Source organism: Microcella sp. (assembly GCF_051860105.1).
In the GTDB taxonomy this organism is placed as follows: Bacteria; Actinomycetota; Actinomycetes; order Actinomycetales; family Microbacteriaceae; genus Microcella.
This window is the reverse complement of the sequence record NZ_JBHYEO010000002.1, coordinates 123,176-136,966: the sequence shown is the minus strand read 5'-3', so window position 1 is coordinate 136,966 and position 13,791 is coordinate 123,176. Positions and strand designations below refer to the sequence as shown.

The following is a 13,791-nucleotide window of genomic DNA, read 5'->3' as shown; positions in this document are numbered from 1 at the left end:
TACTGAGCATAACTTTAGCCCTCAACCTGAGGGTGAAGGTTGAGCGGAAGGCCTCGACGTGACCTCGAACCAGAACTACCTCGCCGTGATCAAGGTCGTCGGCATCGGCGGCGGCGGCGTGAACGCCGTCAACCGCATGATCGAGCTGGGGCTGCGCGGTGTCGAGTTCATCGCCATCAACACCGACGCGCAAGCGCTGCTCATGAGCGATGCCGACGTGAAGCTCGATGTCGGCCGCGAGCTGACGCGCGGTCTCGGCGCGGGCGCCGACCCCGAGGTGGGTCGACGAGCCGCGGAAGACCACGCCGAGGAGATCGAGGAGGCTCTCGCCGGGGCCGACATGGTCTTCGTGACGGCGGGCGAGGGCGGGGGGACCGGCACCGGGGGTGCGCCCGTCGTCGCGCGCATCGCCAAGTCGATCGGCGCACTCACCATCGGTGTCGTCACCAAGCCGTTCGGTTTCGAAGGCAAGCGCCGGCAGGCCCAGGCCGACCTGGGCGTCGCGCAGCTCAAGAACGAGGTCGACACGCTCATCGTCGTGCCTAACGACCGGCTGCTCGAGATCTCCGACCGCGGCATCTCGATGCTCGAGGCCTTCGCGACGGCCGACCAGGTTCTGCTCGCTGGTGTGCAGGGCATCACCGATCTCATCACCACCCCCGGCCTCATCAACCTCGACTTCGCCGATGTCAAGAGCGTCATGCAGGGCGCGGGCTCCGCGCTCATGGGCATCGGGTCGGCACGGGGGGCCGATCGCGCGATCAAGGCCGCTGAGCTCGCTGTCGCCAGCCCCTTGCTCGAGGCCAGCATCGATGGCGCCCACGGCGTGCTGCTCTCGATCCAAGGCGGCTCCAACCTCGGCATCTTCGAGATCAACGACGCCGCGAAGCTGGTGCAGGAGGCCGTGCACCCCGAGGCGAACATCATCTTCGGCGCGGTCATCGACGACACCCTCGGCGACGAGGTGCGGGTCACGGTCATCGCCGCGGGATTCGACGGCGGCGAGCCGACGGTCGTGCACCGCGACCGCCGCGCGAGCTTCCAGGCGGCCGACGGCGGAGCGAGCGCCCCCGTCGCGGTCGCGACCGCGACGAGCGAGGCGTCGCCGATCGATCGCGCCCTCAACGACAGGAACTGGGCCGATGACGGGGGTCTCGCCGCGACGGCGCCGATCGATCCGCTCGACGCTGACGACGACGACCTCGACATCCCCGACTTCCTGCGCTGACGTGCCCCTCGTCGACAGCATCACGCCGGATCCGCTCCTCGCCGAACGGCATGCCGCCGTCGAGGCCGGGGTCGTCGAGGCCTGCCGGGCCGCGGGGCGCTCGCGCGACGAGGTCACGCTCATCGTCGTCACGAAGTTCCATCCCGCATCCCTGATCCGGCAGCTGATCGCCCTGGGCATCCACGACGTCGGCGAGAATCGGCACCAGGATGCCGCTCCGAAAGCCGCGGAGCTCGCGGGTCTGCCCCTGACCTGGCATTTCGTCGGCCAGCTCCAGTCGAACAAGGCGCGCGCCGTCGCCGAGTACGCCCGCGTGATCCACTCCGTCGATCGCGAGTCGCTCGTCACGGCGCTCGCCCGCACCGAGCGTCCGCTCGACGTCTTCCTCGAGGTCAACCTCACCGATGACCCCGGTCGCGGGGGAGCGCAGCCGGACGTGCTGCTGCCCCTCACCGAGCGAGTGCTCGCGCATCCCTCGCTGACGCTCCGCGGGGTCATGGCGGTCGCGCCGATCGACGAGGATGCTCGAGCGGCGTTCGCCCGCCTGCGCGGCCTCTCCGACCGCGTGCGCACGCTCGCGCCCGAGGCCCGGTCGATCTCCGCTGGCATGTCGGGCGACTACGCCGAGGCGATCGCGGAGGGCGCGACACACCTGCGCATCGGCACGGCAATCACGGGAAATCGCCCGCATCGCCCCTAATCTGGCCAGTGCCACGACCGGTAAGGACGATCACATGAGCAACCCGCTGCGCAAGACCATGGTGTACCTCGGCCTCGCTGATGAAGAGGTCGAGTACGACAACCATCCTGCTGCGCCCGCCGCTGCGCCGACGAGCGCCGCGGTCGCCCAGCGTGCCCCGGTCACCCCCCTGCGGCGTGCGGCGCCGGCCCGCCAGAACATCGTGAGCGACATGAACGAGATCCTCACCGTGCACCCGCGGGCGTACAAAGACGCCCAGGCGATCGCGGAGAGCTTCCGCGAGGGCATCCCCGTCATCATCAACCTGTCGCAGATGAGCGAGAGCGAAGCGCGCCGCCTCGTCGACTTCGCGAGCGGCCTCTCGCAGGGGCTCTACGGTCGCATCGAGCGTGTGACGAGCAAGGTGTTCCTGCTCTCGCCGGCGCACGTCGCCACGAGCGGCGACGCGGCAGACATCGAGCCCGATGTCGACGCGTCGTTCCTTCCCCGCGACTAGCCCCCGCGGCGCGGCCGCGCGGCGCGGCCGCTCAGCAGAACCTGCGAGACTAGGGGCGTGACGCTCGTCTTCTCGATCATCCTGTCGGTCATCTACGTGGCTCTGCTGATCGTCTTCATCGCCATGTGGGTGCGGTTCGTGTTCGACTGGGTTCAGGTGCTCAATCCGGCGTTCCGTCCGCGGGGCGTGGTGATGCTGCTCGCCGAATCCAGCTACACGATCACCGATCCGCCGCTCAAGGCGGTGCGCCGGGTGATCCCCCCGCTGCAGCTCGGCTCGATCAGGCTCGACCTCGCATGGACGATCGTGCTCATCGTGATCCTGATCCTGATGTCGCTGGTGAGCGGCCGCTAGTCCAGCGAATCCATGGCTCGCGCGTGGGTCGGCGCGCTACGCTGACCGATACGGATGTGACGCATGTGACATGTTGTTGCTAGCGTTACCCCATCGTTATTCAACCGCTCCAGAAAGTCTCGAGGTGACGCGCATGGCTCTCACGCCCGAAGATGTCGTCAACAAGCGCTTCCAGTCGACCAAGTTCCGCGAGGGCTACGACCAGGACGAGGTCGACGATTTCCTCGACGAGATCGTCGTCGAGCTGCGTCGCCTCACGCAGGAGAACGACGAGCTTCGCCAGCGGCTCGTGGCCGCCGATGCGCGCATCGCCGAGCTGCAGCGTGGAGGAGCGGTTTCCGCGGCTCCCATGGAGGCTCCCGCACCCGCGATGGTCGCCGCTCCCGCTCCCGCTCCTGCTCCCGTTCCGATCATGGAGGCTCCGGCCCCGAGCGTCGCCGAGCCGAGCGCCGACACGAACAACCTCCTGCAGCTCGCGCGGCGACTGCATGAAGAGCACGTGCGCGAGGGCGTCGCCAAGAAGGAGCAGCTCATCGCCGAGGGGCAGGCCGAGGCCGCCCGCATCGTCGCCGAGGCGACCACTGCTCAGCAGGGGCAGCTGCAGGCGCTCGAGCAGGAGCGCGCGTCGCTCCAGCAGCGGGTCGACGAGCTCCGTACTTTCGAGCGCGAGTACCGTCAGCAGCTGCGCACCTACATCCAGAGCCAGCTCGCCGAACTCGAGGGCACGGCGCAGCCGGCCGCTGCGGCACCGGCGAGCTCCGCTCCCGCTGCCGGCTCCGCTCCCGTCTACGGCTCCGCGCCGTCGTTCCCCGCCGAGCAGCAGGGCTACCCGGGCTCGGCCCCCGCTCCGGCATACCCGGCCCCGGCATCACCGACGCAGGGGTACCCCGCGCCGCAGTCCCCGCCCCCCGGTCAGTTCCCGGGTTACGGGTCCTGAGCGGCAGCGTCCGCACGCAGCGGCAGGGAGCGCGACGGTGACCGAGTCGCGCTCCCTTCCTGTTCCTCCCGGTCGCGCCGGTGAGCGCGTCGATGTCGCCGTGGCGACGCTCCTGGGCTTCTCCCGCACCCTCGCGGCCGAGATTGCCGATGCGGGCGGTGTGACGATCGACGGCCGCGTCGTCGGCCGCTCCGATCGCGTCGTGGCCGATGCGTGGCTCGAGGTGACCTGGCAGCCGCGCCGCCCCGTGCGCATCGAGCCGATCCCCGTGGCCGACCTGCGCATCGTGCACGACGACGACGACCTCGTGGTGGTCGACAAGCCGGTCGGCGTCGCCGCGCATCCGTCGGCGGGCTGGGAGGGGCCGACCGTGATCGGTGCCCTCGCTGCCGCCGGGTACCGCATCGCCACCTCGGGCCCGCCGGAGCGCGCGGGCGTCGTGCACCGGCTCGACGCCGGTACGAGCGGCCTCATGGTCGTGGCGAAGTCGGAGCACGCCTACCGCGAGCTCAAGCGGCAGTTCCATGACCGCGAGGTCGAGAAGGTCTACCACGCCGTGGTGCAGGGGCACCCCGACCCGCTCTCCGGCACGATCGACGCTCCGATCGGCCGGCATCCCGGAAGCGCCTGGAAGTTCGCCGTCGTGGCGGGTGGCAAGCCCTCGGTGACCCACTACGACACGATCGAAGCCTTCCCGGCGGCGTCCCTGCTCGAGATCCATCTCGAGACGGGCCGCACCCATCAGATCCGGGTGCACATGGCCGCTCAGCGCCACCCGTGCGTCGGCGATGCCATGTACGGCGCCGACCCCGTTCTGAGCGCTCGGCTCGGCCTCGAGCGGCAGTGGCTGCACGCCATGCGGCTCGGGTTCCGGCATCCGGCGACGGGGGAGTGGAGCGAGCACACCTCGCGCTACCCCGACGATCTCCAGCACGCGCTCGATGTGCTCCGAGGGGCGTGACGCGCCCAGGGCGGCGGCCGGACGGGGCCATCCCCACGACCTAGACTGAGGGTCCAGATCGACCCGTCGGAGGCGCCGTGACCACTCGAGCAGACTCGTTCGTCCACCTCCACGTGCACAGCGAGTACTCCATGCTCGACGGGGCCGCTCGCGTCAAGCCGCTCATCGCGGAGGCCGTCGCGCAGGGCATGCCGGCGATCGCGGTCACTGATCACGGCAACATGTTCGGCGCGTTCGACTTCTGGAAGACGGCGACCGATGCCGGCATCAAGCCCATCATCGGCATCGAGGCGTACCTCACCCCCGGCACCCACCGCACCGACAAGACCCGTGTGAAGTGGGGGGTCGGCGGAGAGGACGATGTCTCCGGCGCGGGCGCCTATACCCACCTGACGATGCTGGCCGCGTCGACGACGGGCATGCACAACCTGTTCCGGATGTCGTCACTCGCCTCGATCGAGGGGTACTACTTCAAGCCCCGCATGGATCGCGAACTGCTCAGCCGCTACGCCGAGGGGGTCATCGCCACGACCGGCTGCGTGAGCGGCGAGGTGCAGACGCGCCTGCGCCTCGGCGACTACGAGAAGGCCCGCGAGGCCGCCGCCGAGTTCCGCGACATCTTCGGAGCCGAGAACTACTTCGTCGAGATCATGGATCACGGACTGCCGATCGAGCGCCGCACCATGACCGAGCTGATCCGCCTCGCGAAAGACCTGGGCCTGCCGCTCGTCGCCACCAACGACCTCCACTACACGCACGCCGCCGATGCCGGGTCGCACGCGGCCCTGCTGTGCGTGCAGTCGGGCAGCACGCTCGACGACCCCAACCGATTCAAGTTCGACGCGGACGAGTTCTACCTCAAGACGCCCGCGCAGATGCGCCACCTCTTCCGCGACTACCCCGAGGCCTGCGACAACACGCTCCTCATCGCCGAGCGCTCCGACGTCGCGTTCAACACCTCGGCGAACTACATGCCGCGGTACCCCGTGCCGGAGGGCGAGACGGAGAACAGCTGGTTCGTGCAGGAGGTCGAGCGGGGTCTCGCCGTGCGGTATCCGGGCGGGGTTCCGGATGCTGTGCGCGCGCGCGCCGAGTATGAGATCGGCGTCATCACGCAGATGGGTTTCTCGGGCTATTTCCTCGTCGTCGCCGACTTCATCAACTGGTCCAAGCGCAACGGCATCCGCGTCGGTCCGGGCCGCGGGTCGGGGGCCGGGTCGATGGCCGCCTACGCCATGCGCATCACCGACCTCGATCCGCTCGAGCACGGCCTCATCTTCGAGCGCTTCCTCAACCCCGACCGCGTGTCGATGCCCGACTTCGACGTCGACTTCGACGACCGCCGACGGGGCGAGGTCATTAAGTACGTCACCGAGAAGTACGGCGATGAGCGCGTCGCTCAGATCGTCACCTACGGCACGATCAAAGCCAAGCAGGCGTTGAAAGACAGCTCGCGCGTGCTCGGATTCCCGTTCGGCATGGGGGAGAAGCTGACCAAGGCGATGCCCGCGGCCGTCATGGGCAAAGACATGCCGTTGGCGGGCATCCTCGACAAGACCCACGATCGCTACAAGGAAGCGGCCGACTTCCGCGCCCTCATCGAGGTCGACGCCGAGGCCCGCACGGTCTTCGACACCGCGCTCGGCCTCGAGAACCTCAAGCGCCAGTGGGGCGTGCACGCCGCTGGCGTGATCATGTCGAGCGAGCCGCTCATCGACATCATCCCGATCATGAAGCGGGAGCAGGACGGCCAGATCGTCACGCAGTTCGACTTCCCGGCCTCCGAGGCGCTCGGCCTCGTGAAGATGGACTTCCTCGGCCTGCGCAATCTGACGATCATCGACGACGCGCTCGACAACATCGAGTCGAACCGCGGGGTGCGGCTCGTGCTCGAAGACCTTTCCCTCGACGACCCGGCCGCCTACGAGCTGATGGCGCGCGGCGACACCCTCGGCGTGTTCCAGCTCGACGGCGGGCCGATGCGCTCGCTGCTGCGCATGATGAAGCCCGACAACTTCGAAGACATCTCGGCTGTGCTCGCGCTCTACCGCCCGGGCCCGATGGGCGCCGACTCGCACACCAACTACGCCCTGCGCAAGAACGGTCGGCAGGAGATCACGCCGATCCACCCCGAGCTGGAAGAGCCGCTGCGGGAGGTGCTCGGCGGCACCTACGGCTTGATCGTCTATCAGGAGCAGGTCATGGAGATCGCGCAGAAGCTCGCGGGCTACACGCTCGCGCAGGCCGATCTGCTCCGGCGTGCCATGGGCAAGAAGAAGAAGGAGGAGCTCGACAAGCAGTACGAGAACTTCGAGGCCGGGATGATCGCGAACGGCTACTCGCCGGCCGCCGTGAAGACGCTCTGGGACATCCTGCTGCCCTTCTCCGACTACGCCTTCAACAAGGCGCACTCGGCCGCGTACGGTGTCGTCTCGTACTGGACCGCCTACCTCAAGGCGCACTACCCGGCCGAGTACATGGCCGCCCTGCTCACGAGCGTCGGCGACTCGAAGGACAAGATGGCGGTGTACCTCAACGAGTGCCGCCGCATGGGCATCACGGTGCTGCCGCCCGATGTCAACGAGTCGATCGGCTTCTTCGCGGCCGTCGGCGACGACATCCGCTTCGGTCTCGGTGCGGTGCGCAATGTCGGTTTCGCCGTCGTCGACCACATCCGCGCGGCCCGTGAGGAGAAGGGCCGGTTCACGGGCTTCTTCGACTTCCTGAAGAAGGTGCCGGGGCCGGTCGCCAACAAGCGGGCGATCGAGTCGCTCATCAAGGCGGGGGCGTTCGACTCGCTCGGGGCGACCCGCCGGGCGCTCATGGAGATTCACGAGGGCGCCGTCGAGGCCGCGGTGAAGGAGAAGCGCGCGGAGGAGATCGGCGATGTCGGCTTCGACTTCGACAGCCTGTTCGACGAGCCCGAGCAGAGCACCGAGCACGTTCCCGACCGGCCCGAGTGGGCGAAGAAAGACAAGCTCGCCTTCGAGCGCGAGATGCTCGGCCTGTACGTCTCCGATCACCCGCTCGCGGGCCTCGAGCGCGCGCTCGCGCAGCACGCGGGGGTGAGCATCGCAGAGCTGAACGACAACCCGCCCGCCGATGGCGAGCAGGTGACCGTCGCGGGCCTCATCACGAGCGTGCAGCACCGCGTCGCGAGGCAGTCGGGAAACCCCTACGGCATGATCACCCTCGAGGATTTCGGGGGCGAGGTCAGCATCATGTTCCTCGGCAAGACCTATCTCGAGTTCGGGTCGAAGCTCGCCGCCGACAGCATCGTGGTCGTGCGCGGTCGCGTGAACCATCGTGACGACGGCATCACGCTGCAGGCGATGACCCTTCAGCAGCCGGATTTCGGGGTGAGTGCCGACACCGGCCCGCTCACGCTCACCGTGCGCGAGCAGCGGGCCACCGTCGAGGTGGTGAGCGAGCTCGACTCGGTGCTCAGCCGGCACCGCGGAGCGACCGAGGTGCGGCTGCGCCTGGTGCGGGACGACACGGCTCGGGTGTTCGAGTTGCCGCACCGCATCGAACCCTCGGCCGGGTTCTTCGGCGAGGTGAAGAGCCTGCTGGGGCCTCGGGCGCTGCTCTAGAGCTCCGCGCCGAGGGCGCGGAACGAACGCTCGTGGTAGAGCAGCGGCTCGTCGGGGTCGCCCAGTGCACCCTCGTCGATCTGCACCGCGATCATGGCGTTGTCGGCCACGGGCGTGCGGGCGACGATGGTGCCGACCATCCATGCGGTGACGTTCTTCAGGATCGGCAGGCCGTGCGGCCCCGGCTCCCAGTGATCGCCGTCGAAGCGGCGCGCGTTGTCGCCCGCCATGATCTTCGCGACGGCGAAGTCCTCCTGGCCCAGCATGTGGATCGCCACGCGGTCGGTCTGCTCGATCGCCGGCCATGAACTGGCCGTGCGGGCCATGTTGAAGGTCGCGAGCGGCGGCACAGCGGCGAGGGAGGCGAGCGAGGTCGCGGTGAATCCGACGGGCTGGCCATCGGGCGTGAGCGCCGTGATCACGGCGACCCCCGCGGCGTGGCGGCGGAAGGCCTGAGCGAAAGCGTCGAAACCGGTGGCATCGGGAGCGGTGGTCATCACGGTCTATGCAACCGCATCCACGCCCGGGTATTCCCGAGGCTGGCCGCGATTAGGCTGAACGGGCCATGATGCGAACCCTCGACCTCCGCGGCCGCGACCTCTCCGCCGCCGATCTGCTGGCCCTCGTCCCACGCGCGACGAGCGATGTCGGCTCGGCCGTCGACGCCGTCGACGCGATCATCCAGGATGTCCGCGATCGCGGCAGCGCCGCCCTCCTCGATCAGGCCGAGCGCTTCGATCGCGTGCGCCCGGCCGCGGTGCGCGTGACGGCCGAGCAGCTGCGCGCCGCCGAGGCCGCGCTCGATCCGGCCGTGCGTGCCGCTCTGGAGGAGGCGATCGACCGGGTGCGCCGCACGACCGCCGCGCAGGTGCCGGCCGAGCAGGTGACGCAGGTCGCTCCGGGCGCGCGTATCGTGCAGCGCTGGCAGCCGGTCGCCCGCGTGGGCCTCTACGTGCCGGGCGGAAAAGCCGTCTACCCCTCGAGCGTCGTCATGAACGTCGTTGCGGCCCAGGTCGCGGGCGTCGGATCGATCGCGCTCGCCTCACCGCCCCAGGCCGCGTTCGGCGGTTCCGTGCACCCGACCATCCTCGCCGCGGCAGCGTTGCTCGGGGTCGACGAGGTCTACGCGATGGGCGGCGCGGGCGCGATCGGCGCGCTCGCATACGGTGTCGCCGACCTGGGCCTCGAACCCGTGCAGGTGATCACGGGCCCCGGCAACCTGTTCGTCGCGACCGCGAAGCGGGCCGTGAAGGGCGTCGTCGGCATCGACAGCGAGGCCGGCCCGACCGAGATCCTGATCATCGCCGACGCGACCGCGCGCCCCGACTACGTTGTCGCCGACCTGATCAGCCAGGCCGAGCACGACGAGCTCGCCGGCAGCGTGCTCGTGACCGACGACGCCGCGCTGGCCGACGCCGTGCAGGCGGCCCTGCCCGCTGCGGTCGCCGCGACCCACCATCGCGAGCGTGTCACGACGGCACTCGACGGCCCCCAATCGGCCGTCGTGCTCGTCGACGACCTCGACCAGGCGGTGCGTTTCAGCAACGCCTACGGCCCCGAGCACCTCGAGGTGCAGGTCGCCGACCCGCAGTCGCTGCTGCCCGCGCTCGAGAGCGCCGGGGCGATCTTCGTCGGCGACCACACCCCGGTGAGCCTCGGCGACTACATCGCGGGCTCGAACCACGTGCTGCCCACGGGCGGGCAGGCGCGCTTCGCCTCGGGGCTCGGGGCGTACACGTTCCTGCGCCCCCAGCAGATCGTCGAGTACGACCGGGATGCTCTCGCCGCGGTGGCCGCCCACGTGGGCGCCCTGAGCGACGCAGAGCAGCTGCCCGCCCACGGCGACGCCGTGCGCGCCCGGTTCCTCTAGGCTGGCCCCACCATGCACTGCCCCTTCTGCCGGTACCCCGACAGCCGCGTCATCGACTCGCGCACGAGCGACGACGGGCTCTCGATCCGACGTCGTCGACAGTGCCCCGAGTGCGGCCGGCGGTTCAGCACGACCGAGACGGCGAGCCTCATGGTGATCAAGCGCAGCGGTGTCGTCGAGCCGTTCTCGCGCGAGAAGATCGTGCTCGGCGTGCGCAAAGCCTGCCAGGGCCGGCCGGTCACCGATGCCGACCTCGCCCAGCTCGCGCAGAAGGTCGAGGAGAACCTGCGGGCCACCGGGGCGTCGCAGCTCGATGCCAATGACATCGGTCTCGCGATCCTGCCCGAGCTGCGGCAACTCGACGAGGTCGCCTTCCTACGCTTCGCGAGCGTGTACCAGGCCTTCGAGAACCTCGACGACTTCGAGTCGGCCATCAGCCAGCTGCGCACGGAGCGGTCGCAGGCCGCCGCCGTCGACGCCGACTGACGCGCCCGTGTACGAGCTCCTCTTCCGCACGGTGCTGCGGCGCCTCGACCCCGAGCGCGCCCATCATCTCGCTGTCGCGGTCATCCGCGCGATCCCCGCGCTCGGGTTGACCGGGCTCGTGCGGCGGTTCACCCGGCCCGATCCCGCCCTCGCGGTCGAGACGCTCGGCCTGCGGTTCGAGTCGCCGTTCGGCATGGCGGCCGGCTTCGACAAGGATGCGCGGAGCATCCGGGGCCTGTGGGCTCTCGGATTCGGCCACATCGAGATCGGCACGGTGACCGCGATCGCGCAGGAGGGCAACCCGAAGCCGCGCCTCTTCCGGCTGGTCGACGATCGTGCGGTGATCAACCGCATGGGTTTCAACAACGGGGGAGCGGCGGCCGCCGCCGAGCGCGTCGCCCGGCAGCGTCGGCACCGGGCCCGCCCGATCATCGGGGCCAACATCGGCAAGAGCCGCGTTGTCGCGGTCGAGGATGCTGTGGCCGACTACCGCGCGTCGGCGCGGCTGCTCGCCCCGGTCGCCGATTACCTCGCCATCAACGTCAGCTCGCCCAACACGCCCGGTCTGCGCGGCCTGCAGGATGACGCACTGCTCGGCCCGCTCATCGCCGCGGTGCTCGAGGAGGCGGGCTCGACGCCGGTCCTCGTCAAGATCGCTCCAGACCTCGACGACGCCGCGATCGACGCGGTGTGCGCTCTCGCGCTGCGGCACGGACTCGCCGGCATCATCGCCACGAACACGACGATCGGTCGCGAGGGGCTCACGACCGATCCGGCCGTCGTCGAGGCCGCCGGGGCGGGCGGACTGAGCGGAGCGCCGCTGCGTGCCCGTGCGCTCGACGTGCTGCGCCGCGTGCGCGCCGCGGTGCCCGACGACTTCTGCGTCATCGCGGTCGGCGGCATCGACACCGCCGCCGACGCCGCGGAGCGGCTCGCCGCCGGGGCGACGCTCGTGCAGGGCTACACGGCGTTCCTCTACCGCGGCCCGCTGTGGGCACGGCAGATCACGCGCGGACTCGCACGCGCATCCCGTCGCTGAGCGGCAGCACGGCTCCGCCCGCGGGAAGCCCGACTACTCGGGGAACTGCCCGCGCTTGACCTGCGGCTTCGGCAGGCGCAGGATGCGCAGCTGCAGCGAGCGCATCGCCGCGTACCACCGCACCTTCTCGACCTTGTCGGCGCCGAACTTCTGCACGAGCTTGCGACGGACGATGAAGCCGAGCAGCGTCGAATCGAGAACGGCGACGAGGAAGAAGGCCCACAGGGCCAGGATCGAGATCGTCTGGGCCTCGACGGAGGGGATGAACGTGAGGATGATCACGACGAACATGACGGGGATGAGGAACTCGCCGATGCTGATGCGGGCATCGACGTAGTCGCGCACCCACTTCTTCTGGGGCCCGCGGTCGCGCTGCGGCAAGTACTTCTCCTCGCCGTTCGCCATGCCGATGCGCGCCCGCTCGCGCGCGGCGTTCATCTTCTCGCGGTGCTCCTTGGCCGCCTGCTTGCGGTCGTTCGGCACGAGCGGACGCTTGCGCGCGGCCTCGCGCTCTTTGCGGGTGGGCGTGGGGCGCCCCTTGCCGGCGGCCACGGCCTCGGCAGCGGCGATCGCCTCGGCGCTCGCCTGCTCGGCGGCACTGGGGGCGGGGTTGGCGTTGTCGCGGGCGGCCACGGCGGCACATCCTTCCGTTGAAGCAGAGCCTTAAGATTACCGGCATGACGCCTGCCGAACGCCCCGACGCCGCGACCGTGCCCGCCGAGACCCTCGCCGCGCTGCGCGAGACCGTTCGCGACGGCCTGCCCCGCGCGATCGCCGAGCTCAGCGAGCTCGTGCGCATCCCTTCGGTGTCGTGGGACGGCTTCGATCCGGCGCACGTGCAGGCCTCGGCCGAGCGCACGGCCGAGCTGCTGCGCGCGCTCGAGGTTTTCGACGAGGTGCTCGTCGACCGTGCTCCCGGCCCCGACGGGGCGCTCGGTCAGCCGGCCGTGCTCGCGCGCCGCGCTCCCGGAGCGGGGCGACCCACCGTGCTGCTCTACGCGCACCACGATGTGCAGCCCCCCGGCGCCGACGCCGACTGGAGCTCGCCGCCCTTCGAGCCCACCCTGCGCGGCGACCGCCTCTACGGGCGCGGAGTCGCCGACGACAAGGCCGGTGTGATGGCGCACGTCGCCGCGATCCGCGCGTTCATGGAGACGAGCGGCGAGCCGGAGATCGGCATCGTCGTCTTCATCGAGGGCGAGGAGGAGTTCGGCTCGCGCTCGTTCGGTGCTCTGCTCGAGCGCCATCGAGCGCTGCTCGCCGCCGATGTCATCGTGGTCGCCGACTCCGACAACTGGGCGGTCGACACCCCCTCGCTCACGGTCGGGCTGCGCGGCAACGCGACCTTCAGTCTCACGGTCTCGACCCTCGGCCACGCCTCGCACTCGGGCATGTACGGGGGAGCGGTGCCGGATGCGATGCTCGCCACGATCGCCCTGCTCGCGACCCTGCACGACGCCGACGGCGCGGTCGCGGTCGACGGGCTGCGGTCGCACGAGCAGGTCGTGCCGAGCATCCCGGAGCAACGTCTGCGTGATGAGGCGGGGCTCCTCGAGGGCGTTCGGCCGATCGGCCGCGGCGAGCTGCTGCACCGGCTGTGGGCGCAGCCCTCGGTCACGGTGACGGGCATCGACGCGCCGAGCGTGCAGAACGCGTCGAACACGCTCGCGCCCTCGATCACGGTGAAGATCAGCGCGCGCGTGGCCCCCGGCCAGTCGGCCGGCGAGGCGTTCGCTGCGATCGAGCGGCATCTGCGCGCGCACGCGCCGTTCGGCGCGCACCTCGACTTCGGGGCCATCGACCTGGGCGAGCCCTTTCTCGTCGACACCGACGGCTGGGCGGTGGACGAAGCTCTCGCAGCCATGCACGATGCCTGGGGCGCCGACCCCGTCCAGGTCGGTGTCGGCGGCTCGATCCCGTTCATCGCCCAGCTCGCAGAGACCTTCCCCACTGCCCAGGTGCTCGTCACCGGTGTCGAAGACCCGCACACCCGTGCGCACAGCCCTGACGAGTCGCTGCATCTGGGCGTCTTCCACCGTGCGATCCTCACCGAGGCTGTGCTCCTGACGCGCATCCAGGCTCACCGCGTAGACTGAGGGCAGTTTCCGACCCACGCGAGGAGTCTCC

The 13,791-nt window shown here is 70.1% G+C and carries 13 protein-coding genes; 11 read left to right on the top strand and 2 right to left on the bottom strand.

The window, feature by feature from the left end:
* Positions 1–58: 58 nt before the first annotated feature.
* From ftsZ to dnaE, 7 genes are all read left to right on the top strand, one after another.
* Positions 59–1,228 (top strand): cell division protein FtsZ, encoded by a 1,170-nt coding sequence (ftsZ, locus tag ACTIE9_RS01785; protein ID WP_439563859.1) that lies wholly within the window; start codon positions 59–61, stop codon positions 1,226–1,228.
* A 1-nt stretch (position 1,229) separates the two neighbouring features.
* Entirely contained in the window at positions 1,230–1,928 is a 699-nt protein-coding gene (locus ACTIE9_RS01780; protein ID WP_439563858.1) for a YggS family pyridoxal phosphate-dependent enzyme, read from the top strand.
* A 34-nt stretch (positions 1,929–1,962) separates the two neighbouring features.
* Positions 1,963–2,424 carry a cell division protein SepF gene (locus tag ACTIE9_RS01775; protein ID WP_439563857.1) on the top strand — a complete coding sequence of 154 codons (462 nt, stop codon included), beginning with the start codon at positions 1,963–1,965 and terminating at the stop codon, positions 2,422–2,424.
* 57 nt (positions 2,425–2,481) lie between these two features.
* Positions 2,482–2,778, top strand: coding sequence for a YggT family protein (locus tag ACTIE9_RS01770; RefSeq protein ID WP_439563856.1), 297 nt, complete (start codon positions 2,482–2,484; stop codon positions 2,776–2,778).
* Between the two features lie 133 nt (positions 2,779–2,911).
* The gene (locus ACTIE9_RS01765) at positions 2,912–3,715 is read left to right on the top strand and encodes a DivIVA domain-containing protein (RefSeq protein ID WP_439563855.1); all 804 of its coding nucleotides are present in this window, start codon (positions 2,912–2,914) and stop codon (positions 3,713–3,715) included.
* 37 nt (positions 3,716–3,752) lie between these two features.
* Entirely contained in the window at positions 3,753–4,676 is a 924-nt protein-coding gene (locus tag ACTIE9_RS01760; RefSeq protein ID WP_439563854.1) for an RluA family pseudouridine synthase, read from the top strand.
* Between the two features lie 131 nt (positions 4,677–4,807).
* Positions 4,808–8,269, top strand: coding sequence for a DNA polymerase III subunit alpha (gene dnaE, locus ACTIE9_RS01755; RefSeq protein ID WP_439563918.1), 3,462 nt, complete (start codon positions 4,808–4,810; stop codon positions 8,267–8,269).
* On the opposite strand, the gene ACTIE9_RS01750 is transcribed toward dnaE, so the two are convergent.
* On the bottom strand, positions 8,266–8,766 hold the full coding sequence (locus tag ACTIE9_RS01750; protein WP_439563853.1) for a flavin reductase family protein: 501 nt from the start codon (positions 8,764–8,766) through the stop codon (positions 8,266–8,268). The two genes, dnaE and ACTIE9_RS01750, sit on opposite strands and share 4 nt — an antisense overlap.
* Positions 8,767–8,834: 68 nt before the next feature.
* On the opposite strand from ACTIE9_RS01750, the gene hisD reads away from it, so the two are divergent.
* From hisD to ACTIE9_RS01735, 3 genes are read left to right on the top strand one after another with little or no spacing between them, the layout of a single operon-like run.
* Positions 8,835–10,139 carry a histidinol dehydrogenase gene (gene hisD / locus ACTIE9_RS01745; protein ID WP_439563852.1) on the top strand — a complete coding sequence of 435 codons (1,305 nt, stop codon included), beginning with the start codon at positions 8,835–8,837 and terminating at the stop codon, positions 10,137–10,139.
* Between the two features lie 12 nt (positions 10,140–10,151).
* The gene (gene nrdR, locus ACTIE9_RS01740) at positions 10,152–10,625 is read left to right on the top strand and encodes a transcriptional regulator NrdR (protein ID WP_439563851.1); all 474 of its coding nucleotides are present in this window, start codon (positions 10,152–10,154) and stop codon (positions 10,623–10,625) included.
* A gap of 7 nt (positions 10,626–10,632) precedes the next feature.
* Positions 10,633–11,664 carry a quinone-dependent dihydroorotate dehydrogenase gene (locus ACTIE9_RS01735; RefSeq protein WP_439563850.1) on the top strand — a complete coding sequence of 344 codons (1,032 nt, stop codon included), beginning with the start codon at positions 10,633–10,635 and terminating at the stop codon, positions 11,662–11,664.
* 33 nt (positions 11,665–11,697) lie between these two features.
* On the opposite strand, the gene ACTIE9_RS01730 is transcribed toward ACTIE9_RS01735, so the two are convergent.
* The gene (locus ACTIE9_RS01730; RefSeq protein ID WP_439563849.1) at positions 11,698–12,297 is read right to left on the bottom strand and encodes a DUF3043 domain-containing protein; all 600 of its coding nucleotides are present in this window, start codon (positions 12,295–12,297) and stop codon (positions 11,698–11,700) included.
* 44 nt (positions 12,298–12,341) lie between these two features.
* Here ACTIE9_RS01730 and ACTIE9_RS01725 point away from each other — a divergent pair, with 44 nt between their 5' ends.
* The gene (locus ACTIE9_RS01725; protein ID WP_439563848.1) at positions 12,342–13,760 is read left to right on the top strand and encodes a dipeptidase; all 1,419 of its coding nucleotides are present in this window, start codon (positions 12,342–12,344) and stop codon (positions 13,758–13,760) included.
* The last annotated feature ends 31 nt before the right edge of the window (positions 13,761–13,791 follow it).

Coding starts and splice junctions, on each gene's coding strand:
- dnaE (WP_439563918.1), top strand. CDS start 4,808: ATGCTCGACGGGGCCGCTCGCGTCAAGCCGCTCATCGCGGAGGCCGTC.
- nrdR (WP_439563851.1), top strand. CDS start 10,152: ATGCACTGCCCCTTCTGCCGGTACCCCGACAGCCGCGTCATCGACTCG.
- ACTIE9_RS01765 (WP_439563855.1), top strand. CDS start 2,912: ATGGCTCTCACGCCCGAAGATGTCGTCAACAAGCGCTTCCAGTCGACC.
- ACTIE9_RS01750 (WP_439563853.1), bottom strand. CDS start 8,766: ATGACCACCGCTCCCGATGCCACCGGTTTCGACGCTTTCGCTCAGGCC.
- ACTIE9_RS01725 (WP_439563848.1), top strand. CDS start 12,342: ATGACGCCTGCCGAACGCCCCGACGCCGCGACCGTGCCCGCCGAGACC.
- ACTIE9_RS01775 (WP_439563857.1), top strand. CDS start 1,963: ATGAGCAACCCGCTGCGCAAGACCATGGTGTACCTCGGCCTCGCTGAT.
- hisD (WP_439563852.1), top strand. CDS start 8,835: ATGATGCGAACCCTCGACCTCCGCGGCCGCGACCTCTCCGCCGCCGAT.